Genomic DNA, 23,540 nt, shown 5'->3' on the forward strand with positions numbered 1-23,540 from the left:
GTGCCCATTCAGCCCCACGTCGCCGAGTAGTACCGGCGATACGCCTTGCGGTCCTGTTCCGCGCGGATGTACCGCGCGGCCACCAGGGCGACCAGGCTTCCCGCGATGATCAGCAGTCCGGGGCCGACGTTCCTGGGGTCCGCGAGGCGCGCCAGCAGCGTCGCCCCCTGCGTCCCGCCCGTGATCGGTGCCGAGGAACCGGGCGAAGCCGCACCCGGGGCGACGGCGCTCTGCGAGCCCCCGGCGGCGGACGGGGCCGGCGACGGCGCGCCGCTCTGACCCGTCCCGGAACCGGCCTGCGTCGACACGATCAGCTGGACGCCGAGCGCGGACAGCGCCTTCGTCACCGGCTGGAAGAACGTCGTACCGCCCGCAGTGCAGTCACCGCTGCCGCCCGAGGTCACGCCGAGCGCGACCCCCTCGGAGAACATCGGGCCGCCGCTGTCCCCGGACTCGGCGCACACATTGGTCTCGATCAATCCCGTGACCGTGCCCTCGGGGTAGTTCACGGTCGCGTCGAGCCCCGTGACCTGCCCGTCGCGCAGACCGGTCGTACTGCCGCTGCGGAACACCCGCTGTCCGACCGCCGGATCGGCCGCGCCCGTGATGCGCACGCCCCTGCCGTTGCCCACGGCCACGACGTCCGCGCCCTCGCCCGCCTTGCCGCTCGCGTACTGCACCAGAGACCAGTCGTTGGTGGGGAAGCTCTGGTTCACCGTCGTGCCGACCTGCTGCCTGGCCTGGTTGTCGGCGAACCACACGGAACCGTTGGGCCCGCAGTGCCCGGCCGTGAGGATGAAGTCGCTCTGGCCGTTCGTCACATTGAAGCCGGCGGAACAGCGCCCGCCGGTCGACAGGATCGGCTGGGCGCCGTTGATACGTGTCGTGAAGGTGCCCTTCGTCCGCTGCATGCGCACGAAGGTGCCGATGTCGTCCGCGACGCCGGTCATCCGGGACCAGTCGGAGGCCGACACCGTGCTGTCGCCCTGCACCACCACCTGGTTGGTCCTGTAGTCCAGCGACCATGCCGTACCGGGCACGCGGGGCGCCGAACGCAGCGCAGCCGTTGCCGACTTGAGCTCGTTCATGCTGTGCGACACGACCTTCGCCTCGGCGCCCGCGCCACGGACCTCGGCGGCCGTGTCCTCGTCGGTGACCGCGACGACCGGCTTCCCGTCGGAGCCGATCCAGGTGCCCGCCGTACGGGAGGTGCCGAGCCGTGACACGAGGCCGGCGCCCGTCTCCGCGGCCGACTGCGCATAGGTGCGTGGCGCGGTGGGGGCGTGGGGAGGCTCGCTCGCCACGGCCCGTGTGACCATCGTTCCTCCCAGGAGGAGTCCGCCGACGGCCGCCAGTCGTGTCACTCGCCGGACGACCTGTCGTCGTGCGTGCCTCATGCATGGCTCCCGAACCCGAACGCGCGGTGTCAACACCGCGGGGCCCTCCGGTCGTTGAGCGCCCTTCCCTCATACGTGGCCCGGGGCGGCAGTGTTCAGCGAGCGGATGATCTCATCGTGTCCGGCCGCCCGAGCAGGGCCCAGCTGCGCTCGTCGCCCCAGACGGACGCCGGATCCACATAGGGGCGCAGCAGCCCGGTGAGCGTCGGATCGCCGTGGCCGTTCAGCTCGTCGGAGGCGATCTTGCGGGCGATCCCGGCGAGGAAGTCGGCGAGCTGCACGCGTGCGTCGAGCCGGGATTCCACGAGCCGCAGCCCCCCGAGGCCGGCCCCGGCCAGCCGGGCCGTCTCCGTGATCCACTCGATGCGTTCCGGCGTGAGCAGGTTCTGCCGGTCGTGGAGCAGTCGTACCGGACGTCCGCCCGCGCTCCAGTGCGCGGCCGTGAAGACGACGGCGGGCAGCAGGGGATTGAGGACCGGAATCAGGGTGGGCCCGTCCACGATCCGGGCCCGGTAGGAGTCGGCGCGGGGCCGGGCCGCCGCCAGCCGGTCGAGGATGACGGACACCTCCGTCCGGGGATGGGCGCGCCGCAGGGCGTCCACCTCGCCGAAGAACCCGGCCACGGGAGCCTCAGGATCTCCGTCGTTCCGGACCCGGAGCAACTGGTTGGCCGCCGCGAGAAACGCCCGCCACCGTTCGTCCCCGAAGGCCGGCCGCCCCGCACGGAACAGGACGACGGCCGCGGCACGGTCGCCGAGCAGCATGTCGAAGGCCCGGTCGACGACGAAGTACGCCTTCTCGGTGAGGTGCACATGGGCGCGCCCGTGGATCGGCCCGGCCGGGGAGAGCAGCCATTCCAGCACCGCCCGGTGTTTCTCCCGCAGCAGGTGGTTCGCCTTGTACTCCTCGGCGGGCGAACGGATCCGGTCACGGATCTCCTGAATGTGCGCGGCGGCGGACTCCACAGGCAGCCGCACGCTCGCGTGGGCGAACACATCGGTGTTCCCGCCGGTGAGATTCTCGCCGTCCGACCCCGACTCGTCGCACGCGATCTCCAGGAGCCCGCCGACGGGCACCGCCCGCGCTCCCCGCACCCCGTTCTCACGATTCCCCGTCACACCACGGCCCCCTGTCTTGTGCGCCCATGACCAGGATCCCGCACGGAAGGTCCGCCGAACCCGCATTAAAGGCGGGGGCGGCTTTTCGGCCGCGCGTGCTCCCCCGGGCCGGCTTGGCCTGTCATGGGCACGAGAGGGCTGGCATGCTGGGCCCATGCGTGTGCTCATCCCGCTGCCCGACCGGGACTTCGACGTCACCGAGGTGGCCGTGCCCTGGCGGCTGCTCACGGACGCGGGTCACCAGGTCGTCTTCGCCACCGAACGTGCCGGCACCCGGCCCGCGGCGGATCCCCGCCTGCTCACCGGCGTGCTCTTCGGACGTCTCGGTGCCGAGGACGAGCCCAAGCGGTTCTACGAACAGCTCACCGCGGCACCGGAGTTCACCGCCACGGCGGCCTGGTCCGACGTCGATGTCGCCGCGTTCGACGGGCTGCTCCTGCCCGGCGGGCACGCGCCCGGCATGCGGCAGTACCTCGGCTCGCCGGAGCTGCGGGAGCAGGTCGCGCGCCTGTGGGCGCTGGGGCGGCCGGTCGGGGCGATCTGCCACGGGGTGCTGGTCCTGGCCCGGACCCGGGACGCCGAGAGCGGCCGCAGCGTCCTGGCGGGGCGGCGGACGACGTGTCTGCCCAAGTACATGGAACGCGCCGCCTACGCGACCACCGCCTGGCGTCTCGGCCGCTACTACCGCACCTATCCGGCGTATGTGGAGGACGAGGTGCGCACCGCCCTCGACGATCCGGCCGCGCAGTTCGAACGCGGCCCCCGCGTCCTCGCCCGGCGCGGCACCGCAGACGACGACACGCACGCCTTCGTCGTGCAGGACGGCACCTATCTGTCGGCGCGCTGGCCCGGCGACGCGTACCTCTTCGCGAGGCGCTACGTCCAGCTGCTGCAGTCGACGGCACGCGCCTAGACTGCCCCGCATGGACGACACGCTGCTGGAGCGGCTCGGGGACGGCAAGTACCTGCTGGTCACCAGTTTCCGCAAGAACGGCACCCCGGTCGCCACCCCGGTGTGGGTGGTGCGCGACGACGACACGCTGGGCGTGTGGACCGTCGCGGACTCCTGGAAGGTCAAGCGGATCCGGGCCCGCCCCGACGTCCTCGTCGGCCCCTGCGACCTGCGCGGCAACCCGACGGGTGACCAGGTCCCTGCCACCGCCGAGATCGGCGATGCGGCGACCGTCGCCCGCTACCGCCGGCTCATCGCCCGCAAGTACGGCATCGTCGGCCGCCTCACGCTGTTCGGCAGCCGGCTGCGCCGGGGATCGGACGGGACGCTGGGCATCCGGGTGCGGCTCACCCCGTGACGGGGTGACGTACTGTCAGCTCCAGGCCCGGTAGGGCTCGTCGAGGAGCTGGAAGACCGGCTCGCCCCGGACCGGGTCCTTGGCGGTGGACAAGCGCACCCGGTCCCCGCTGTGGATGCCGATGGGCGGTCCTATGACCCGGCCCCGTACGACAAAGCCCTCGGCCATCTCGACCAGGGACACATTGCGCGCGGCCGGCGTGTTGCGGTGCACCACCGTGGAGTGACGGACCGTGCCCGTGCCCTCGCTGCGCTCCGTGCGCAGTTCGCTGCCCTGACAGACGGGGCACAGCAGCCGGTGGTACATGGCGGTGCCGCACCAGGTGCAGCGCTGGAAGAGCATCGCGTCGGTGTCCCGAGTGCACGGATCCAGCACGCCCGCCGCGGAGCCGGCTGCTTCCCGCACAACGCTTCCTGAGTGGTGGTACACGCTGGTCAACTCCCTGCGCTCGGCCGGAATCCGCGTGCGCGGGCATCCGGGCACGCCCGTGCGCGGTTCACGGTGCCACCGTGCACGCCCTCAGCGTATGGCACTGAGTGCCACTCGTAAAGGCACTCCGTACCCTCAATCTGCGGATCCCGCTCCGCGGACCGCCCCGCGGCGGGCGCGGGTCAGCCGCGCCCGAGCGTCGATTCGATCTCCTGGACCACCCGCCACAGCGGCGCGTCGCGCCGGGACACGACGACCACCACGTCCTCGGGCTGCTCGTGGACGGGATACGCGGGAGCCGCGCCGAAGGCGGACTGCACATACCCCAGGGCGTGGTCCACCGCGGCGCTCGCCTCGCCCTGCCCGTCCGAGCGCAGCCAGGAACGCAGCGCGTTGTTGTGCGCCGCGACCACCGCGGCGGCGATCACGTCGGCCTGCAGGGTCCCGTCGCGCCGGCCGGCGAAGCGGCCGCGGAGATACTCGGCGAGGGCACGCTCGTAGCGCCACACCACGGACAGCTCGTAGGCGCGCAGGCCGGGCACCTGCTTGGTGAGGCGGTAGCGCTGCACGGAGAACGTCGGGTTCTCGGCGTACATGCGCAGCACCAGCCGGGCCGCGTCGCACACCCGGCGCACCGGTTCGTCCTCGTCGTCGCCGGAGGCGAGGAAGGCCGTCATGTCGGCCAGACACCGTTCGTGGTCGGGGAAGACCACGTCCTCCTTGGACGGGAAGTACCGGAAGAACGACCGGCGTCCCACGCCGGCGAGCGCCACGATGTCGTCGACGGTGGTCTGCTCGTAGCCCCGCTCCAGGAACAACCGGAAGGCCGCCGCCACCAGGGCGTCCCGCATGGGCGGCTTCGCGGCCGTCGCCGTCTTCTCGTCCCGGCGGGGTGCCTCACTGCTGGAGCTCATGGTCGGGAACGTAGCACCCGATGGCACTCAGTGCGCAGATGCGAGGGAACTGAGTGCCCTCGGCCGGTGCTGGGGAATCCCGCCGCACCGCTGCGCCGCCCCCGTGCTTATGATCGGCCCCCGCCTCCGAGGAGAACCGTATGCCGTCCGCACGACCCCGCATCCTGTACGTCACCGACCTGGCGTACCCCGCACGCGGACGCCGTTACTGCGACGAGGACATCTTCCTGACCTCCCGGCTCCGCACCGACTTCGACCTCGCGCTGTGCCATCCGCGCGACGCGGCCGCGCTGATGGACGCCTTCGACGCCGTCGTGATCCGCAACAGCGGTCCCGTCCTGGAGTACCAGGCCGCCTACGACGCCTTCCGCGCGCGTGCCCTCGCTCGCGGGACACGGGTCTACAACCCGCTGACCGGCCGGGCGGACATGGCCGGCAAGCAGTACCTGCTGGACCTGAGCGCGGCCGGGGCCCCGGTCATCCCCACCGTCGACCGGCCGGAGGACCTGCACCGGCTGCCCGAGGCGGACGAGTATGTCGTCAAGCCCCGGTTCGGCGCCGACTCCGTGGGCCTGCGCATCGTGTCCGCGGACCGGGTGCGCGATCTGGCCGACGGGGACGTCCTCGTCCAGCCGCGCATCGACTTCGCCTACGAGGTCTCCTTCTACTTCGTCGACCACGACTTCCAGTACGCCCTCTACGCCCCGGACACCGACCGGCGCTGGCAGCTGGAGCCGTACGAGCCCACCGCGGACGACCTGGAGTTCGCCCGGCGGTTCATCGACTGGAACGCCGTCGACCACGGCATCCAGCGCGTCGACGCCTGCCGGGCCCCGGGCGGTGAGCTGCTGCTGGTCGAGCTGGAGGACCTCAACCCGTACCTCTCCCTGGACGCCCTGAGCGAGGAACGGCGGCAGGCGTTCGTGGCCGCCATGACGGCCTCCCTGCACCGGTTCCTCGCCACACCCGACCGGTAGCGGTCTGAACTTCCGCGGCGCCGGCCACGTATCACTCCCCGGGGAACGGCGACGACCCCGCGCGGGTCGGAAGGAGACCACCGTGCCGACACCGCCCGACCGGGAGCGGCCGCAGGACGGCCCCGCGCTCGAACCGATCCGAGTACTGCGCCCCCGCCGCACCGACGCCCTCGCGGAGCTGTTCCGCGAGTTCGAACAGGGCACGGGCGCCTACGAGCCGGTGCCCCTGCCCCGGCCGGCCCCGGGAGCCGCCGAGGCCGAGACTCAGGAACTGCCGCCCTTCACCGCCCACCACCGGTACCCGCCCTCGCACAGTCGCCGTGGGTCCGTACTGGGCCGCACCGCTGCCGTGACCACGGTGGCCGCCGCGGCCCTGGCCGGATTCGGCTGCGCGCTCCTGCTGCCCGACCGGAGCGACGCCTCGGTCGCACAGGCCCCGACCGCGGCCGCTTCCACGGCGCCCACCTCGGCAGCGACCTCGGGCGCGGGCGGCCCCGACAGCTCCGGCACCCTCCGCGAAGGGGACAGCGGCCCCGAGGTGACCGAACTCCAGCAGCGGCTGCTCAGCGTCCCGAACGTCTACGAGAACGGGTCCGCCAGCGGCCGCTACGACGCCGTCCTGACCGAGGCGGTGGCCCGTTTCCAGCTCTGGTACGGCATCCGGGGCGACGAGGACGGTGTGTACGGCGACGACACCCGGCTCATGCTCGAATCGCGTACGGCACAGGGCTACGGCTGACCCGCCACCCGGGGGAGTGAAAGTACCGGTGAAGACGACTGGCCGGACGCCGGCCCGGGCAGCCGAGGTGCGAAGGTTTCCCGACCGTCGTACCGAACCGAAGGCCACGCCCATGAGCGGCTCCCGTATTCCGGGCCTGGTGCTGCCCGTCCTCTTCCTGATGGCCCTCGTCGTGGGCGTGTTCTGGTACGGGAGGCATCGCGACGACGACTGAGGCTCCCCGCTACTCGCCGTGGGCCGGCAGCCGGATGTCGACGACACAGACGTCGTCCCGCCGCTCGCCCTCCAGCACACTGGCGAGCAACGGGCCCAGGGAGCCCGGCTGGTCCGTGTGATGGGACACGGCGGCCTCGGCGAACCGCTCCAAGCCCCGGTCGATGCCCTCCGCGGGCCGCTCGACCAGGCCGTCCGTGTACAGGATCATCCGGTCGCCCGGATCGAGGCGGCACTCCGCCTCCTCGAAGACCGGCGCGGTGCTCGCACCGAGCAGCATGCCGCGGGGGCGGTCGAGATAGCGCGCTTTGCCGCCGCGCAGCAGCAGCGGCGGCGGATGGCCCGCCTGGGCCCACACCAGCCGGCGTTCCGCCCGGTCGTACCGGGCCAGGATCATGGTCGCGGTGCCTTGGGAGTCATGCGAGTGCAGCAGGAGTGCGTTGAGCCGGGCCAGTGCGCGGGTCAGCGACGAGCCCGTGATGACCATGCCCTTGGCGGTGAAGCGGAGCTGGGCCATGGTGGCGACGGCGTCGATGCCGTGACCGGCGACGTCGCCGACGACGAACAGTGCGTCCCCGTCGGGCAGTTCGATGGCGCTGAACCAGTCGCCGCCGACATGCAGCCCCGACTGGGCGGGCAGGTAGGCGACTTCGACACGCAGTCCGGCCAGGCGGACGGGCCGGGTGGGCAGCGGCAGCAGCGCGTGCTGCAGCCGGGCGGCGAGGGTCCGCTCGGCGCGCAGCACACCGTGCTGGGTGAGGATCGCCCGCTCGCTCTGCAGGAGGGCCAGCTCCGCGCTGCGCAGATCGGTGAGGTCCTGGACAAAGCCGTGGACCTCGACCGGGGTGCCGCGGACGTCCGCCATCGGCTCCGCGACGATCCGCAGATGCCGCACGCCGCCGTCCGTCCTGACCCGGAACGGCAGGTCGAACGGCTGTCCGTCGCGGACGAGTTCCCGCACCGCCCGGGACAGCGCGGGCATGTCCTCCGCGACGGCGAGCCCCGGGAGGGCGCGCAGATGGACCGCTCCGCTGTCGGGGTCACGGCCGAGGAGGGCGTAGACCTGCGAGGACCAGCTGACCTCGTGGGTGACCAGGTTCCAGTTCGCCCAGCCCAGGCTGCCGAGGCGCTGCAGGTCCGCGAGCCGCTGCTCCTGGCGGTCGGAGGACTCGTGCCGGATCCAGGTGACGACCAGACTGCCGCCGAGGCGCGCCGCCCGCAGCGAGTACGTGGCCAGCTCGGCGGCGCCGGCCACGACCTCCTGGAGGGCGAACGGCTCGCCTTCGTACGGCTCCCCGGTGGCGAGCGCACGGTGGCAGCCCTGCCACAGCGCCTCGCCCGCCATGCTCGGGAAGCACTCCAGGATGCGCCGTCCGACCAGTTCGCGGCCGGTGCGGCCGACGACGTCGACCGCGTCCGGGGTCGCGGCGTCGATGCGATAGTCCTCGACCTCACCGGAGGGGGCACGCAGCGGCGCGAGGAGCATCGCCGCGCCCGGCAGCGCGTCGAACACCGCCTGTACGGCGTCGGCGCCGCTCTCGGCGGTCGGCTCCTGCCGGAGGGCGAAGGCACGCAGCCGGCCGGCGCACAGCCGGGCGACGGCGAGCAGAAGCTCCCGGCTGCGCGGCCCGAACGGTCCGCTCCGGCTGCGCAGCACTCCGATGCACACCTCGGCCGTGTCCACGGCCGGGACGGGCAGCCAGGCGCGGGACAGCCAGCGCTCGGGCGGGTCGCCGATGAGCACATACCGCTGTTTGTCCGCCTCGATGTCCTCCAGCCAGCACGGCTGACGGGCCTGCAGCGCGTCGAGCGCGGGGACCCCGCTCACCGGCGGCACCTGATGCCACTGGGCGGCCAGGGTGTCGTCGATCCCGGAGTGGCCGACCAGCTCCAGCCCGCCGGCGGGAAGACGCGCGTAGATCATGACCGCGTCGGCCTCCACCTCCGGCGCCAGGTGCTCCAGAAGGCAACGGGCCAGATCCTGCTGTGTGTTGACATGGACGAGTGCCTTGCCGAGGCGCCCGAGGGCGGCGAAGCCCCCGGAGGCGTCGGAGGTGTCCCGGGTGGTGACCGGGAACAGGGGCCAGGAGTCGTCCGCCGCGCCGGCGGCCGGCGGCTCCTGTGCCGGACGGTCCGGCGGGGGCACCAGGCCGCCGAGCGTGATCCAGCACTCCTCCAGGAGCGTGCGGTTTGCGGCGTTCGCGCGTTGCAGAAGCTCCTCGCCGGCGGCGTCCGGAGTGCAGCCGGTCAGCGCCATCACGGCGCCCTTGGCCCGTTCCAGGACAGCTGAGGTCGCCGCCAGGTCCCGCAGCCGGTCCAGTTCGGCGCGCTGGCGGGCGACGACTTTGGCCAGTGCGGCGGTCTCCAACCCCGCGCCGGGCTCTTCCGGAACGGCCGGTTCGCTCGTCACGCGATGAGCATCGCACAGGTGACCGGCGATTTCGGCGGTGAGGTCCTGGATCCGCGCGGAGCGGGCGGATCAGGCCCGTGCGGTGCGGTCCTGGCTCAGCGTCCCAGGTTGTGCTCGGCCAGCGCCTGGCTGACGGCGCGGACGCTGCGGGCGATGTGCTGCAGCTGCATGACCTCGGCCGCGTACAGCTTGATCGTGTGCTCGATCACCGACTCGGGCAGGCCCAGTCCGGGCAGATCGGCCCGGGCCGTCTGCAGGGCGGTGCGCGCGACCCGGATCTCGTGCTGGACCTGGATCTGCGCATGGCGGGCCAGCAGCACGGGGTGGCGCATCAGGGCGGGGTAGCTGGCGTAGCGCGCGGGCACCAGCTCGCGCAGCCACTTGGCCGCCGAGCGCTCCCAGTCGTAACTGCCGGGGATCTTGACCTGGCACGGCCAGTCCGGCCTGGTGCGCGTCGTCGTCAGAGTCATGGTCATCGCTTCCGGGTGTACGGCGTCGTGAGGGGTGGTCCGACGGGGGGTGGGGCGGCCCCGGTCTAGGGGATGACCGGGGCCGCCAAGGGCGCTCGCCGAGGCGTCGCCCGAACGAACACCCTGGGCACCGACGCGGGTAGGAGCCGGAGCCTTGGGGTGTTCGAGCTGGAGCCCGGGAACGCCGTCGGTGGGCCGGCGCGGCGGATGGTGCAGCGTGCGCATGGGCGGACCGTCGGCTTTCTGGCGGGCAGGTGCGGGTGGTGAGGACGGGGGTGCGGAACGCGTCCCGGAGCGGTCGGGGCGCGATCCGTGAGCAGTATTTATATATGCCGTCCGCTTTGCAAGACGTATGAAAACATTCATGCGTGAATTAAGACGAATAAACCCACTGCGGCCCGATTTGCCGGAGTGGGAGGTCAGTCGCGCAGGAAGAAGTGGTGCTGGTCGGAGATCTGCTCGTACTCCTCCAGCCGGGCCTGGGTGCGCTCCGGGTCAGCGTCGGTCATGGCCTGCAGCAGGGCGGCGGCCATCACACCGGGCGCGGCGTAGGAGTCGAAGACGAGCCGCGAGCCGGTGCCGGTGGCGAACACGATGTCGGCCTCGTCGGCCACCTCTCCGAGCGCCAGGTCGGTGACCAGGGCGACCCGCAGCCCGGCGCCGCGCGCGACCCGCAGCGCGGTGAGCGTCTCGTGCGCGTGCCGGGGCATCGAGAACGCCAGCACCCAGGTGCCGCCGGCCTCGCGCGACTGGAGCAGGGCGTCGTAGGCGACGCTGCCGCCCCGTGTCACCAGCCGCACGTCCGGATGGATCCGGCGCGACGCGTACGCGAAGTACTCGGCCAGCGAGGCCGAGATGCGCAGCCCCAGAACGGTCAGCGGCGAGGACCGGGACAGCTCGCGGCCGACGTCGATCACCTGGTCCGGGTCGGCGAAGTCCCGCCGCAGGTTCTCCAGGTTCTCCAACTCGGCGTCGACCGCCGCCTGGAGTTCGTTGCTCCCGTTCTCCTCGGTCATGCCGGGCCCGCCGGCCAGCGTGCGCAGGGCGATCGACTGAAGCCTCTCGCGCAGTGCGGGGTAGCCGCTGAAGCCGACGGCCGCGGCGAACCGCGTCACCGACGGCTGGCTCACGCCGACGCGGTCCGCGAGATCGGTGATCGAGAGGAACGCAGCCTCGGTGATGTGCTCGATCAGGTACTGGGCGATGCGCCGCTGCCCCGGAGACAGCCTGGGCCTGTCGAAGAGCGCCCTGAGCTGGGAGGCCGGAGCGGCCTCCGTCTCCGGTGCGGTCTTTCCCGAGGTGATCGCTGATGCCTGTGCGCGTGCCTGCTGCGACTGTTGCACAGGTGCGCCTCCTTTGTCTTCCACAGAGATTCAACATAGCTCAAGCACCTGCGTGACCAGGGCTTGTACCGGGGCTTCCGACCGCCGGGAGCGGAGCCGCGGCCGGCGGCGGCCACACCGGGCGCGGCGCGCCACCGGGACCTGTGTCATCGTCGGTAGATCGTGATCGAGTGACCGACGTCGTCGACCGGACGACTGCTGTCGATCAGCTGTCTCAGCCGCCCCGTCGCCTTGGCCGCCGCCGAGTCGGACACGACCAGCACCCCGCGCACCTCGTCCAGGGGCGCCGCGCGCGGGTCGGCCGCGTCGATGCCGTAGAAGGACGGCACGCCACTGCCCTTGTAGACGAGCCAGATCCGCTCTCCCCGGTACCGTTCGCGCAGCCGGTCGGCGAGCCGGCCCAGGTCCTGGCCCCAGTCGACGTTGGAGTCGTGCAGCCGCAGATGAGTCTTCGCGGGCCCGCCGAACGCCTCGTTGGAGTACGGCAGGTAGGAGGGATACGTCCGCAGCGAGCTGACCGCGACGAACAGCACCAGCACTCCCGTCGCGACCGGCACCCATCTCCGGCGCACCGCCAGGACGCAGCCCGCCGCCACCGCCAGGAACATCGGCAGGAAGACGGCGTACCGCGTGCCGAAGTTCCGCGACCCGTCCATGGCCACGACCAGCAGCACCCCGGAGGGGACCAGCAGATACGGCGCCGCGGGCCGAAGCCGCCGTACCGCCGTCACCACGACGGCACCGGCCGCCCACAGCGCGAGCATGCCGAGCGGGGTCTTCACCAGCAGCGCGGCCGGCAGGTAGTACCAGAGCGAGCCGGTGTACAGCCGGCCGAAGAGGAAGCCCTGCCACGGGTAGTTCTCCAGGCCGAACTGGATCCGCATCCCGTCCCGGTACGCCTCGGGGAACGGCATCAGGTCCACCACCAGTCCCCGCAGCCCATGGACGGCGGGCACCTGCTGCTGGGGCGTCCACCGCAGCCGCGGGTCCACCGCCAGATACACCGCCCATACGACGGCCACGGCGGCCAGCGCCACGACGGCCGCCCCCGCGGCCGCCCGCACCAGCCGCCGGCGGCGCTCCCGCCCGTCCGCGCACCACACGGACACGGCGGCCAGCACCAGCAGCACCGGCACGGCGGGCACCGCGCTCATCTTCGTGGCCAGGGCCGCCCCGAGCGCCACCCCGGCGAGCGGCACATACAGCCGGGGCCGCCGGCGTGCCCGCCACAGCAGCCACACGGAGGTCAGCAGGAACCCGGCGGCCGGCACGTCGAGCGTGGCCAGCGAGCCGTGCGCGACGACATCGGGGGAGAAGGCGTACAGCGCGAGGGCGGCGACCCCGGCGGCCGGTCCGGCGAGGTCACGGGCGAAGGCGAAGACGACAAGCCCGAACAGCAGCGTCAGCACGATCACCGGGAGGCGGGCCCACAGCATCAGCCGCCACGGGTCGTTGCCGGACTCGTACAGCAGATGCCGCCCCAGCTGCCCCTGGTCGCCCGTGAAGGCGGCGTCGACGTGCGGGTCGGCCACGGCCACACCGACCGCGATCACCAGCTTGCCGAGCGGCGGATGCTCGGGGTTGTAGCGCACGGAGTGCTCGTGCAGATAGTCGGCCGCCGTCCCCACATACACCGGCTCGTCGATGGTCGGCGTCTGCTGCACCGCGGTGGACACCATCGCGAACGCCATCTGCGCGAGCAGCAGCACCACGAACAGCGGCACCAGCCACCGCCTGCGGGACGTCCCCGCCGACCGCGCGGAGGGCAGGTCCGGACCTGTGTCCCGGTCGAGGACCGAGTGTTGTGCGCGCGTCATCATCCGCCCCGCGGTGACACCGGGCGCAGGATGGCGGGAGTGATGCGAGGACGCAGCATGGGCCTACTCTGCACCAGCTCCCGCCGCACGGGCGTCACCGCGTCAGGAGTCGTACCGACAGACCTTCCGCCGTACAAAGGGGTACGGCCCGCAGCCCGTCGGAGTTCAGCCCGGCCTGGTCGAACCGGCCGCGGAGCACCGAGGCGATACCCGTCTGCTTCCTGGTATTCCAGATCGGAGCGCACCCAGGAGCAGGCGGGCGGCCCCGCCCCGGGCGGGGGAACCGGAGCCGACCTTGCGCGCGTGAGCCGCTACGTCCCGGCGTCCACGCGCGGCAGCGCCGTCATCGGTACGACGAGGTCGGCCCCGTCCCGGGTCGTCGCGACGAGGTCGGCATTGCGCTGGTCGGTGCCGAGGACCCAGTCCGTCGCCTCCTCGTGGCCCTTGCCGAACTCCTCGTGCCGGGCGACCAGGCGGCGGATGCGCTCCTCCTCGTCCAGCTCGCAGAACCACACCTCGTCCAGTTGCGCCCGGACCCTCGCCCAGGCACCCGTGCCCAGCAGCAGGTAGTTGCCCTCCGTGACGATCAGCCGGGCCGTCGGCGGCACCGGTACGGCTCCCGCGAGCGGCTGCTCCAGGACCCGCTCGAAGCCGGGCGCGTAGACGATGTCACCGTCGCCCGACTCAGCGCTGCCGACCTCGTGCAGGCGGCGCAGCAGTGCCGCGTACCCCGCCGCGTCGAAGGTGTCCGGCGCGCCCTTGCGGTCCCGGAGGCCGAGCCGGTCCAGTTCGGCGTCGGCCAGGTGGAAGCCGTCCATGGGGATGTGCGCGACCCATGGGTCCCCGGCGCCGTTGAGCGCCCGTACCAGATGCCCGGCGAGCGTCGACTTGCCCGCGCCCGGGCTGCCGGCGATGCCGAGGACTGCCCGCCGCCCTGCGGGGGCGAGCGCTCGCGCGCGGTCGAGGAGGTCGTCGAATGTCAGCGGCACACAGCAGAGTGTGTCAGCCGGGCCGATGCTGGTGAGAGGGGGAGGAGGGAGCCGCACCGTGGCCGACGACGAGACACAGATCCGCATACTGATCACGAAGTGGGCCGAAGCCGTTCACCGGGGCGACCTCGACGGCGTCCTCGCGGACCACGCCGACGACATCCTGATGTACGACGTGCCGCCGCCGCACGAGGGCATCCGGGGGCTGCTGCCCTACGCCGCGACCTGGCCGCCGTTCTTCGACTGGCAGGCCCAGGGCGCCTGCTTCGACATCGACACCCTCGACGTCACCGCCGGCGAGGACGTGGCCTACGCCCACGCGCTGCTGCGCTGCGGGACCCCGGAGGAACTTGCCGAGCACCCCGCCCTCCGGCTGCGGCTGACGTTCGGCCTGCGCAAGGAGCGGGGCCGCTGGACCGTCGCCCACGAGCACCACTCGTTCCCGCACGACTGACCCTGTCGCGGGGAACGGTCTCCGGTATGACTCAGCTCGGTCTCCCCGAAGAAATCCTGGCCTGCCTCTTCGACCTCGACGGGGTCGTCACCAAGACGGCCGCGGTGCACGCGGCCGCCTGGAAGGCGACGTTCGACGCGTTCCTGCGCGAGCGCGAGGGCGAGCAGTTCCGGCCGTTCGACGCCGTCACCGACTACGACGAGTACGTCGACGGGCTCCCGCGCCCCGACGGCGTCCGCACCTTCCTGGCCTCCCGCGGCATCGAACTGCCCGAAGGTGAACCGGGCGACCCACCCGACGCCCCGACCGTCCATGGAGTCGGCAACCGCAAGAACGACCTGCTTCTCGCCACGATCCGGACCGGCGGAGTCGAGGCCTACGAGGGCACCCTGCGCTACATCGAGGCGGTCCGCGCGCACGGTCTGCGCACCGCGGTCGTCTCCTCCAGCGCCAACTGCCGCGACGTGCTGCGCGCGATCGGCGCCGAGGACCTCTTCGACGTACGCATCGACGGAGTGGTGGCCGCCGAGCGGCATCTGCCGGGCAAGCCGCACCCCGACACCTTCCTTGCCGCGGCCCACGACCTCGGCACGGACGCGGCCCACTGTGCCGTCTTCGAGGACGCCCTGGCCGGTATGGACGCGGGCCGGTCGGGCCGTTTCGGTTACGTCGTCGGCGTCGACCGTGCGGGCCAGCGCGACGCGCTGTACGCGCACGGCGCGCACCGGGTCGTCGACGATCTCGCCGAGCTGGGAGGGCAGGCGTGAGGCACCTGACGTAGTCCGAACTGCACCTCTGTCCGAGACAGGTTAGTTTGCTCATAATTTCGGCGATTTGGAGATTTTCGCCGGTTTCGCTGACTCGTGCCTTCGGCCCGGCGGGCTGCGGGGAGACGGACAACCCGTGGATCGCGGGGGGCAAGAGGTGGACGATGGGCAACGGCGCCGACGCGGCTCTCGCCGGAATGCGGCGACTCCATGCACCCGACAGACCCGGCCCGTCCTGGCGTGCGCGCGGCAACGGGCCGCTCGCCGCCGTGGCCGGCGCCTTCACGGTGGCCCAACTCGTCCTCGTACCACCGGGAATGGGGCTCGGCTGGGACGAGGCGGTGTACGTCAGCCAGGTGAGCCCCCAGGCCCCGGCGGCCTTCTTCAGTGCCCCGCGCGCCCGAGGCGTGCCCCTGCTCGTGGCCCCCGTCGCGGCCTGGTCCACCTCCACCCCGCTGCTGCGCGTCTACCTCGCCCTGCTGTCCGGCCTCGGCCTCTACCTCGCCCTGCGCGCCTGGCGCGGCCTGTTCCCGGCCAGGGTCCTGGCCGGCGCCGGCGCGCTCTTCGCCACCCTGTGGGTGACGCTCTTCTACGCCCCGCAGGCCATGCCCAACTACTGGGTCGCCGTCGGCGCCCTGGCCTGCGTCGGCTGCTTCCTGCGGGCCCGCGCCGACCGCTACGGCCGCGCGGCCCTGTGGGGCGTGTCGGCCGGCGCCGCGGTCATGGCGTGGATGCGCCCCACCGACGCGGTGTGGGTGACCTTGCCGCTGCTCGTCCTCGCGGCCTTCACCCGCCGCGCGCGGCTCGCGGCCGTCCTGGTGGCGGGACTCGTCGCGGGAGCCGCCGAGTGGGTGGTCGAGGCGTACGTCAGTTACGGCGGCCTCGGCCAACGGCTCTCCGACGCCTCGCGCGTCCAGGGAGGCCTCGGCTGGAACTTCGCGGTGGACGATCAGATGCGCAGCCTGGGCGGGCGCGCCCTGTGCCGCCCCTGCACCGGGCCGTGGCCCGAGCCGGTACTCATGCTGTGGTGGTGCGCCCTCCCGGTGCTCGCAGGCCTAGGCCTCGCCGTCGCCCACCGCGCCCGGCGCACCATCCGCACCCTGGTCCCGCTGGTCTGCGCCACGACGGCCGCCGTCCCGTACCTGTTCATGATCGGATACGCGGCTCCCCGCTTCCTGCTGCCGGCCTACGCGCTGCTGGCGATCCCGGTGGCCGACGGCCTGTTCCGTCTGGCCGCCACACCCGGCGGCCGATGGCGGCCGCTGGGCGCGGCCCTCGTCGCCCTCGCGCTCGCGGGTCACCTCGCGGTGCAGTACGCCGTCGTGGACCACACCGTGGACCGCACCGCCGCCGCCCGCCGCGCCTGGGCCCGCACGGCCGCCGAGCTGCACCGCCTTGGGGTGCGTCCCCCCTGCCTGCTCACCGGGCACGAAGCCATCCCGATCGCCTTCTACACCGGCTGTGCCTCCGCTCAGACGCGTGGCAACAACGCCAACACCACCGAAGCGGAGATCCTGCGGACCACGCGCCGCGTTCCGGTCGCCGTGCTCAGCGGGCCGGCGGGCAGGCCGCCCGCCTACGCCCGCACCTGGGAGGTCCGCCGATCCGGCGAGGTGCGCATCCACCTGGCCCCGCCCGGCGGACCTGCATGACGTCCGAGCGGATCACGGTCCCGTCCCTGCGCAGACGCGCCTACTGGCACACAGCCCTCGCCCTCACCCTCGCCGTCCTGGCCGGTGCTGTCAGGCCGGCCCGGCGTCACTGGTCGGTGTTGGAAGCCGGGGCCGTCCGGCTCGCCGTCGCCGACCAGGGCCGCTGCGCTCGCCGCCACGGCCGCCGCCGCGACATGGATGTGCGCGGCGCCGGCCCAGCAGGGCGCGGTGACCCGGCGACTGCCCTTCGCGCCTCTGGTGGCCCCCAAGTTCGCCGCCTCCGCCGCCAACCATGTGCTGCCCGCCGGGCTCGGTGCGGGTGCGGTGAACCTGCGGTTCCTCATGCGCTGCGGTATGCCGCCCGCTCGGCGACCGCGCTCGCCGCCCAAGGCCGCTGCCGGCGGGGTCGCGCGCGGCGCGCTGATCGCCGTACTCGCGACGGCGTGCCCAGGTGCTGCGGCCACCCCGTGTATCCGGGCTGTCGGGGTGCTCATGGCGTGGCGGTGGCCGCCGCGGCGTGCACGGTCCTGGTGGCCGGGCGCTGTGGCCCCGGGTCCGCCGGGCCCTGACCGCGATGCCGGCGGACATCCGGGCCGTCCACGCGCGACCACGACGGGCCGCCGCTCTGTGAGGCGGATCCCTGGGCTCCGCCGCGCTGCACTCACTGGTGCTGATCGCCGTGGGCCAAGCCGTAGCGCTGCCGCTCCCGCCGAGCCGGGTGGCGCTGCTGTTCCTGGCGGCAAGCAGCGCCGCGGCCCTGCTGCCGACCCCGGGTGCCCTCGGCTCCCTCTATGCCGCACTCGCCTTCGGCCTTCCATCGGCCGGAGCGCCCGCCGCAGCGGCAGCCTCCACCATGCTCGGCTACCGCCTGCTGACGGTGTGGCTGCCCCTGATCCCGGGCCTGCTGGTGCTCGCGGCGCTGATCCGCCGGAGGGCACTGTGAGCCCGGCTGCGCCATGCGTGAGCGGCTTGTAGATCGCCCTGGTGGCCCTGACGGCCTGCCCAATGCCGCCCTTCCAGGCGAACTTCACCCGACGTACAGCCGTACTCCCCATGAAAGCGTGGGCAGTTGACCCGCTCCTGGGTGAAAGCTTCCAGCGCATCATCGGCATGTCCCCGACATCCTCGACGACAAGGAAGCGCCCGTGACAACGCCACGCATCGCGCGCAGTGCCGAATTTCTCGCCGCGAGCACCGCACTGGTCACCCTCTTTGCCACCTCCCCCGCGGAAGCGGCCGAGCTGCCGGTGGTGACCCCCACCGGTGAGACCGCCGCGCTCTACGACGACGAGGCAGGCGGCAACTCCGACGCCGATGACCCGGCGATCTGGCGGAACGCCGCCGATCCCGGCCGCAGCCTCGTCGTGGCCACGGCCAAGGAAGGCGGGCTGCGGGTCTACGACCTGAGAGCACGTCTCGTGCAGTCGCTGTCCGCCCCGAAGCCGCCCTCGCAGGACGACGCCCCGGGCCGCTTCAACAACGTCGACCTCGTCTCCGGCCTGCGCACCTCGACCGGCCGCGCCGACGTGGCCGTCGTGAGCGACCGCGGCAACGACCGCCTGCGGATCTACCGCATCGACCCGTCCCACCGGGGCGGCCCGCTGACCGACATCACCGACCCCTCGGCAGCCCCGGTGTTCTCCGCCGACCAAGCCGAGATCAACGACCAGAGGACCGCGTACGGACTGGCCACCTGGACGGACAAGGCCAGCGGACGCACATACGCGCTGGTCAGCCGGCGTGAACGCACCCGCCTCGCCCTGCTCGAACTCGTCCCCGCCACCGGCGGCACGGTCGGCTACCGCAAGATCCGCACCCTCGACCTGCCGTCCTCCTTCCGCCTGCCCGACGACACATCCTGGAGCCCCTGCGCCGAGCCCGGCGAACTCCCGCAGGTCGAGGGCATGGCCGTCGACCCGGCCACCGGCACCCTCTACGCGGGCCAGGAGGACATCGGCATCTGGCGGCTGCGCGCCGATCTCACCGGCAAGCCGGTCCTGGTGGACAAGGTCAGGGAGTACGGCGTCCCCGGGACCTACGACGACGAGACCGAGGAGTGCACGCCCGGCGCCGACCCCGGCTACGGCGGCAAGCGCCTCTCGGCCGACGTCGAGGGCCTGACGATCTTCCAGGAGCGGGACGGCGACGGCTATCTGCTCGCCTCCAGCCAGGGCGACAACACCTTCGCCCTGTACGACCGTGAGGTGAGCGAGGACAACGAGTACGAGGGCGGCTTCCGCATCGGCGCGGCCTCGGACACGCTCGACAGCGTGGAGGAGTGCGACGGTGCCGCCGTGCTGAACGCCCCGCTGGGCTCTCGCTATCCGCGCGGCCTGCTCGTGGTCCAGGACGGCCGGGAGACCCCTGAGGTGCCGGACGGGGAGGGCGGCACGCGCACGGCGACCGGCTTCAAGTTCGTCGACCTCGGAGCGGTCGTGGACGCCACCGACATGTGAGGTTCCCTGCGGCCGCCGGGCCCGGTCCGGCAGCCGCAGCACAGTTTGCGATCACTCGTGACCCCGGACTCCCGCCGGGCGGGGGTTGCAGCTCATGCCGTAGGGGAGTTCCCTGGAGGTATCCAATGGTGAAGCCAGAGCGCCAGGGCCCACGACACGGACCGAGGGGCTCAGCCTCGTGACGTGTTCTCCCGGCAAGTGCCTCGACAACGGTGGTCCGTCGTCGTCACCCAGCGTTCGACGCGGAGGTGATCCAGGTGAAAGCCGTTGTCTACGAGAAGCCCTTCAGCGTCGCCATCAGAGATGTCGACGATCCGCAGATCCAGCACCCGAACGACGTGCTGGTACGTGTCACATCGACCGCCATCTGCGGATCCGACCTCCACATGTACGAGGGCCGCACGGCCGCCGAGTCGGGCATTGTCTTCGGACACGAGAACATGGGCATCGTCGAGGAAGCCGGCGCCGGTGTGACCTCCCTGTCCAAGGGCGACCGCGTCGTCATGCCGTTCAACGTCGCCTGCGGATTCTGCAAGAACTGCCTTGCCGGAAAGACCGGATTCTGTCTGACGGTCAATCCGGGCTTCGCCGGCGGGGCCTACGGCTATGTGGCCATGGGCCCCTACAAGGGCGGGCAGGCAGAACTGCTGCGCGTGCCGTTCGCCGACTTCAACTGTCTCAAGCTGCCGCCGGGCAACGAGTTCGAGACCGATTTCGTGCTGCTCGCCGACATCTTCCCGACCGGCTACCACGGATGCGAACTCGCCCAGGTGATCCCTGGAGAGAGCGTCGCCGTCTTCGGTGCCGGCCCGGTCGGGCTGATGGCCGCGTACTCAGCGCTGCTGCGCGGTGCGTCGAAGGTCTTCTCCGTGGACCGGGTGCCCGAGCGGCTCGCCAAGGCGGAGGAGATCGGAGCCATCCCGATCGACTTCACCAAGGGCGACCCGGCCCAGCAGATCAAGGCACAGACCGGAGGCGAGGGAACGGACAAGGGCGTCGACGCCGTCGGCTACCAGGCCCAGGCGCACGACGCGAGCCACGAGGAACCCGCCGTCGTCCTCAACACACTGGTCGAGACGGTGCGGCCGACGGGCATGCTCGGCATACCGGGCCTGTACGTGCCCTCCGACCCGGGCGGCCCCGACGACAACGCCAAGCACGGCCAGCTGCTGGTCTCCATCGGCAGGATGTTCGAGAAGGGCCAGCGGATGGGCACCGGTCAGTGCAACGTCAAGCAGTACAACCGCCAGCTGCGTGACCTGATCATCGCGGGGCGCGCCAAGCCCAGCTTCGTGGTCTCCCACGAACTGCCACTGGAGCAGGCGCCGAGCGCGTACGAGAAGTTCGACCAGCGGATCGAGGGCTACACCAAGGTCGTACTGCATCCCGGTCACGCGCTCGCGGCGTAGGGGCGCGACCGGCTGAGGGTCGGCTGCCGGAGCCCGAGCCCGGCAGCCGACCCACCATAGTGAGTGAGTCGGGCAGAAGAGACAGCCATGGATGAGAAACCGATCAACCCGACGGGCCCCAAGAGGTCCAGTGCCGGAATGCACGGCATCACCGAGTCCGCCCGGTATTCCATGGCCGAAATGGGGCCGAAGCGCAGTCTGCAGACGCTACTGAAGATGAACCATGTCGATGGATTCGACTGTCCGAGCTGCGCATGGGGCGACCCCGATCCCGACCACCGGAAGATCGCGGAGTTCTGCGAGAACGGCGCGAAGGCCGTCGCCTGGGAGGCGACGCGCAAACGCGTCGACGCGGCATTTTTCGCCGAGCACTCCGTCGCCGCCCTGCGGGAGCGGGACGGTCACTGGCTGGAGTCGCAGGGCCGGCTGGCCCAGCCGATGCATCTGGCCGAGGGCGCGACCCACTATGCGCCCATCTCGTGGGACGACGCGCTCGCGCTCACCGCCGACCGGCTGCGCGGCCTCGCCGATCCGAACCGTGCCGTCTTCTACACCAGCGGCCGGACCAGCAACGAAGCCGCCTTCCTGTACCAGCTGCTGGCGCGCAGGTTCGGCACGAACAACCTGCCGGACTGCTCCAACATGTGCCACGAGTCGAGCGGCGCCGCCCTGAACGAGACCATCGGCGTCGGAAAGGGCCTCATCGCGTACGCCGACATCACCGACTACGCGGACCTGATCATCGTCGTGGGCCAGAACCCCGGCACCTGCCACCCGCGTATGCTCACCGCGCTCGAACAGGCCAAGCGACGCGGTGCCCGCATCATCGCCGCCAACCCGCTCCCCGAGGCCGGTTTCGGCCGCTTCCACAACCCGCAGAACGCGCGCGGCCTGGTCGGCTCGGGTACGCAGCTCGCCGACCGCCACCTCCCGGTGCGCATCAACGGCGATCTGGCTCTGTTCGCGGGCCTGAACCGGGCCCTGATCGACCGGGAGGACGAACGGCCGGGCTCCGTCCTCGACCATGAGTTCATCGACCGGTACTGCGAGGGCTTCGAGGCAGCGGCGGCGGCATGGCGTGCCCTGGACTGGTCGCGGATCGAGACGATGGCCGGCCTGTCCCGCCGGCTGATCGAGGACTGCGCGGCCGATGTACTCGCCGTGGACCGCGTCGTCGTCTGCTGGGCGATGGGGCTCACCCAGCACCGCAACGCGGTGGCCACCGTCCGCGAGATCGTCAACTTCCTTCTGCTGCGCGGCAACATCGGACGCCCCGGTGCCGGGCCCGCCCCGATCCGCGGGCACAGCAACGTCCAGGGCGACCGCACCATGGGCATCTGGGAGAAGATGCCGGACACGTTCCTGGACAAGCTCCGCGACGAGTTCGGGTTCGATCCTCCCCGTTCCCACGGCCTGGACAGCGTCGACTCGATCAAGGCCATGCGCGACGGCGAGGTCGACGTGTTCCTCGGCCTCGGCGGCAACTTCGCCTCGGCCTCGCCCGACACGGAGGTCACCGAGGCCGCTCTGGCCAACTGCGCCCTCACCGTCCATGTCGCGACCAAACTGAACCGGTCCCATCTGTGCCACGGCACCGAGGCGCTTCTCCTGCCCTGCCTCGGCCGGACCGAGCGGGACCAGCAGGCCTCCGGCGAGCAGTTCGTCACCGTGGAGGACACCATGGCCATGGTGCACTCCTCGCGCGGACGGCTCCTTCCCGGATCACGGCAGCTGCGCAGCGAGGTCGCGATCGTCGCCGGCCTCGGGCACGCGCTCTTCGGCGACGATCTCGGCTGGCGCGACATGCGCGACGACTACGCCGTGATCCGCCGCCACATCGAGCACGTCGTCCCCGGATTCCACGCCTTCGAGCAGCGCATCCGGCAGCCCGGCGGCTTCATGCTCCCCAGGCCACCGCGCGACTCCCGCACCTTCCCGACGGCGACCGGCAGGGCGCGCTTCACCGTCAACCCACCGACCGTGCCCGACGTCCCGCCGGGACACCTGCTGCTGACGACGGTACGGTCGCACGACCAGTTCAACACCACCGTCTACGGCCTCGACGACCGCTACCGTGGGATCAAGGGCGGACGGCGGGTCGTCTTCCTCAACCAGGACGACCTCCGCGACCTCCACCTGCACGACGGCGACCTGGTCGACCTGGTCAGCGTCCACCCGGACGGCGAACGCCGCGCACCGGGCTTCCGCGCCGTCCGCTATCCCACCCCGCGCGGCTGCGCCGCCGCCTACTACCCGGAGACGAACGTGCTGGTCGCGCTGGACTCCACGGCCGAGACCAGCAACACCCCCACGTCCAAGTCCATCGTGATCCGCGTCGAACGCGACGATCGGGCGTGACCCGGCCTGAGCCGGTCACGCCCGATCGGGCATCCCGCCGTCCGGTCACGCCCCGGACGAGACCTCGCTCTTCTGCTCCGACCTCTCGCCGTCGCCTTCCGTCTCCGCCGAGAGCGCCTTGTTGCGGCGTATGGAGGAGAGGAGGGACGCCGCGATGAGGAGCACTCCGGCCAGGCCGGTGATGATCTCGTTGATCTGGTGCTGGATGGTGATCAGCAGGATCGCGGCGAGGGCGCCGATGGCGTAGTGGGCGCCGTGCTCGAGGTAGACGTAGTCGTCGAGGGTGCCCTGGCGGACCAGGTGGACGGTGAGGGAGCG

The 23,540-nt window shown here is 72.0% G+C and carries 21 protein-coding genes; 11 read left to right on the top strand and 10 right to left on the bottom strand.

From position 1 onward, the window contains the following. Positions 1-8 precede the first annotated feature (8 nt). Positions 9-1,397 carry a S1 family peptidase gene (locus F7R91_RS38635; RefSeq protein WP_150958122.1) on the bottom strand — a complete coding sequence of 463 codons (1,389 nt, stop codon included), beginning with the start codon at positions 1,395-1,397 and terminating at the stop codon, positions 9-11. Between the two features lie 95 nt (positions 1,398-1,492). After that, entirely contained in the window at positions 1,493-2,515 is a 1,023-nt protein-coding gene (locus F7R91_RS38640; protein WP_150958124.1) for a DUF3800 domain-containing protein, read from the bottom strand. 154 nt (positions 2,516-2,669) lie between these two features. Between F7R91_RS38640 and F7R91_RS38645 the strand changes: the two genes are divergently transcribed. Beyond that, the gene (locus F7R91_RS38645; RefSeq protein WP_150958126.1) at positions 2,670-3,428 is read left to right on the top strand and encodes a type 1 glutamine amidotransferase domain-containing protein; all 759 of its coding nucleotides are present in this window, start codon (positions 2,670-2,672) and stop codon (positions 3,426-3,428) included. Positions 3,429-3,438: 10 nt separating this feature from the next. Continuing rightward, positions 3,439-3,825, top strand: coding sequence for a PPOX class F420-dependent oxidoreductase (locus F7R91_RS38650; RefSeq protein ID WP_150958128.1), 387 nt, complete (start codon positions 3,439-3,441; stop codon positions 3,823-3,825). A gap of 15 nt (positions 3,826-3,840) precedes the next feature. Here F7R91_RS38650 and F7R91_RS38655 read toward each other — a convergent pair whose 3' ends face one another. Both F7R91_RS38655 and F7R91_RS38660 read right to left on the bottom strand, forming a co-directional pair. Beyond that, the gene (locus F7R91_RS38655) at positions 3,841-4,254 is read right to left on the bottom strand and encodes a Zn-ribbon domain-containing OB-fold protein (RefSeq protein WP_150958130.1); all 414 of its coding nucleotides are present in this window, start codon (positions 4,252-4,254) and stop codon (positions 3,841-3,843) included. A 182-nt stretch (positions 4,255-4,436) separates the two neighbouring features. Then, complete coding sequence (locus tag F7R91_RS38660; RefSeq protein ID WP_150958132.1) at positions 4,437-5,168, bottom strand: TetR family transcriptional regulator; 732 nt, start codon at positions 5,166-5,168, stop codon at positions 4,437-4,439. 140 nt (positions 5,169-5,308) lie between these two features. Between F7R91_RS38660 and F7R91_RS38665 the strand changes: the two genes are divergently transcribed. Together F7R91_RS38665 and F7R91_RS38670 are read left to right on the top strand one after the other, a co-directional pair. Next, complete coding sequence (locus F7R91_RS38665) at positions 5,309-6,145, top strand: ATP-grasp domain-containing protein (RefSeq protein ID WP_150958134.1); 837 nt, start codon at positions 5,309-5,311, stop codon at positions 6,143-6,145. An 82-nt stretch (positions 6,146-6,227) separates the two neighbouring features. Further along, positions 6,228-6,884 (top strand): peptidoglycan-binding domain-containing protein, encoded by a 657-nt coding sequence (locus tag F7R91_RS38670; RefSeq protein WP_150958136.1) that lies wholly within the window; start codon positions 6,228-6,230, stop codon positions 6,882-6,884. 223 nt (positions 6,885-7,107) lie between these two features. Here F7R91_RS38670 and F7R91_RS38675 read toward each other — a convergent pair whose 3' ends face one another. From F7R91_RS38675 to F7R91_RS38695, 5 genes are all read right to left on the bottom strand, one after another. Continuing rightward, positions 7,108-9,507 carry a SpoIIE family protein phosphatase gene (locus tag F7R91_RS38675; RefSeq protein WP_150958138.1) on the bottom strand — a complete coding sequence of 800 codons (2,400 nt, stop codon included), beginning with the start codon at positions 9,505-9,507 and terminating at the stop codon, positions 7,108-7,110. A 95-nt stretch (positions 9,508-9,602) separates the two neighbouring features. Continuing rightward, on the bottom strand, positions 9,603-9,983 hold the full coding sequence (locus tag F7R91_RS38680) for a hypothetical protein (RefSeq protein WP_191971834.1): 381 nt from the start codon (positions 9,981-9,983) through the stop codon (positions 9,603-9,605). Positions 9,984-10,396: 413 nt separating this feature from the next. Next, the gene (locus F7R91_RS38685) at positions 10,397-11,320 is read right to left on the bottom strand and encodes a MurR/RpiR family transcriptional regulator (RefSeq protein WP_150958140.1); all 924 of its coding nucleotides are present in this window, start codon (positions 11,318-11,320) and stop codon (positions 10,397-10,399) included. A 146-nt stretch (positions 11,321-11,466) separates the two neighbouring features. Further along, positions 11,467-13,140, bottom strand: a complete 1,674-nt coding sequence (locus tag F7R91_RS38690) for a phospholipid carrier-dependent glycosyltransferase (protein ID WP_150958142.1) — start codon at positions 13,138-13,140, stop codon at positions 11,467-11,469. Positions 13,141-13,448: 308 nt separating this feature from the next. Further along, positions 13,449-14,126 carry a nucleoside/nucleotide kinase family protein gene (locus F7R91_RS38695; RefSeq protein ID WP_150958143.1) on the bottom strand — a complete coding sequence of 226 codons (678 nt, stop codon included), beginning with the start codon at positions 14,124-14,126 and terminating at the stop codon, positions 13,449-13,451. Between the two features lie 25 nt (positions 14,127-14,151). Here F7R91_RS38695 and F7R91_RS38700 point away from each other — a divergent pair, with 25 nt between their 5' ends. The 7 genes from F7R91_RS38700 to F7R91_RS38730 all read left to right on the top strand — a co-directional run bounded on the left by F7R91_RS38700 (position 14,152) and on the right by F7R91_RS38730 (position 23,222). Beyond that, positions 14,152-14,580 (top strand): nuclear transport factor 2 family protein, encoded by a 429-nt coding sequence (locus tag F7R91_RS38700; protein WP_408056099.1) that lies wholly within the window; start codon positions 14,152-14,154, stop codon positions 14,578-14,580. A 26-nt stretch (positions 14,581-14,606) separates the two neighbouring features. Further along, positions 14,607-15,347: an HAD family hydrolase gene (locus tag F7R91_RS38705; protein ID WP_150958147.1), complete on the top strand. Its 741-nt coding sequence runs from the start codon at positions 14,607-14,609 to the stop codon at positions 15,345-15,347. A gap of 164 nt (positions 15,348-15,511) precedes the next feature. Further along, the gene (locus F7R91_RS38710) at positions 15,512-16,999 is read left to right on the top strand and encodes a hypothetical protein (protein WP_150958149.1); all 1,488 of its coding nucleotides are present in this window, start codon (positions 15,512-15,514) and stop codon (positions 16,997-16,999) included. 679 nt (positions 17,000-17,678) lie between these two features. Then, a complete protein-coding gene (locus tag F7R91_RS43390) occupies positions 17,679-17,942 on the top strand; it encodes a lysylphosphatidylglycerol synthase domain-containing protein (RefSeq protein ID WP_230989837.1) in 264 nt (87 codons plus the stop codon). 202 nt (positions 17,943-18,144) lie between these two features. After that, a complete protein-coding gene (locus tag F7R91_RS38720; RefSeq protein ID WP_150958151.1) occupies positions 18,145-19,455 on the top strand; it encodes a phytase in 1,311 nt (436 codons plus the stop codon). A 257-nt stretch (positions 19,456-19,712) separates the two neighbouring features. Beyond that, a complete protein-coding gene (locus F7R91_RS38725; protein WP_150958153.1) occupies positions 19,713-20,864 on the top strand; it encodes a glutathione-independent formaldehyde dehydrogenase in 1,152 nt (383 codons plus the stop codon). Positions 20,865-20,951: 87 nt separating this feature from the next. Beyond that, positions 20,952-23,222 carry an FdhF/YdeP family oxidoreductase gene (locus F7R91_RS38730; protein WP_150958155.1) on the top strand — a complete coding sequence of 757 codons (2,271 nt, stop codon included), beginning with the start codon at positions 20,952-20,954 and terminating at the stop codon, positions 23,220-23,222. A 45-nt stretch (positions 23,223-23,267) separates the two neighbouring features. On the opposite strand, the gene F7R91_RS38735 is transcribed toward F7R91_RS38730, so the two are convergent. After that, the coding region (locus tag F7R91_RS38735; RefSeq protein WP_150958157.1) for a DUF475 domain-containing protein at positions 23,268-23,540 on the bottom strand (273 nt) is incomplete at its 5' end.

The sequence above is a fragment of the Streptomyces luteolifulvus genome, assembly GCF_008806595.1.
Taxonomy (GTDB): Bacteria; Actinomycetota; Actinomycetes; order Streptomycetales; family Streptomycetaceae; genus Streptomyces; species Streptomyces luteolifulvus.

Coding starts and splice junctions, on each gene's coding strand:
- F7R91_RS38700 (WP_408056099.1), top strand. CDS start 14,152: ATGCTGGTGAGAGGGGGAGGAGGGAGCCGCACCGTGGCCGACGACGAG.
- F7R91_RS38635 (WP_150958122.1), bottom strand. CDS start 1,397: ATGAGGCACGCACGACGACAGGTCGTCCGGCGAGTGACACGACTGGCG.
- F7R91_RS38680 (WP_191971834.1), bottom strand. CDS start 9,983: ATGACCATGACTCTGACGACGACGCGCACCAGGCCGGACTGGCCGTGC.
- F7R91_RS38705 (WP_150958147.1), top strand. CDS start 14,607: ATGACTCAGCTCGGTCTCCCCGAAGAAATCCTGGCCTGCCTCTTCGAC.
- F7R91_RS38645 (WP_150958126.1), top strand. CDS start 2,670: ATGCGTGTGCTCATCCCGCTGCCCGACCGGGACTTCGACGTCACCGAG.
- F7R91_RS38690 (WP_150958142.1), bottom strand. CDS start 13,140: ATGATGACGCGCGCACAACACTCGGTCCTCGACCGGGACACAGGTCCG.
- F7R91_RS38730 (WP_150958155.1), top strand. CDS start 20,952: ATGGATGAGAAACCGATCAACCCGACGGGCCCCAAGAGGTCCAGTGCC.
- F7R91_RS38650 (WP_150958128.1), top strand. CDS start 3,439: ATGGACGACACGCTGCTGGAGCGGCTCGGGGACGGCAAGTACCTGCTG.
- F7R91_RS38665 (WP_150958134.1), top strand. CDS start 5,309: ATGCCGTCCGCACGACCCCGCATCCTGTACGTCACCGACCTGGCGTAC.
- F7R91_RS38710 (WP_150958149.1), top strand. CDS start 15,512: ATGGGCAACGGCGCCGACGCGGCTCTCGCCGGAATGCGGCGACTCCAT.
- F7R91_RS38660 (WP_150958132.1), bottom strand. CDS start 5,168: ATGAGCTCCAGCAGTGAGGCACCCCGCCGGGACGAGAAGACGGCGACG.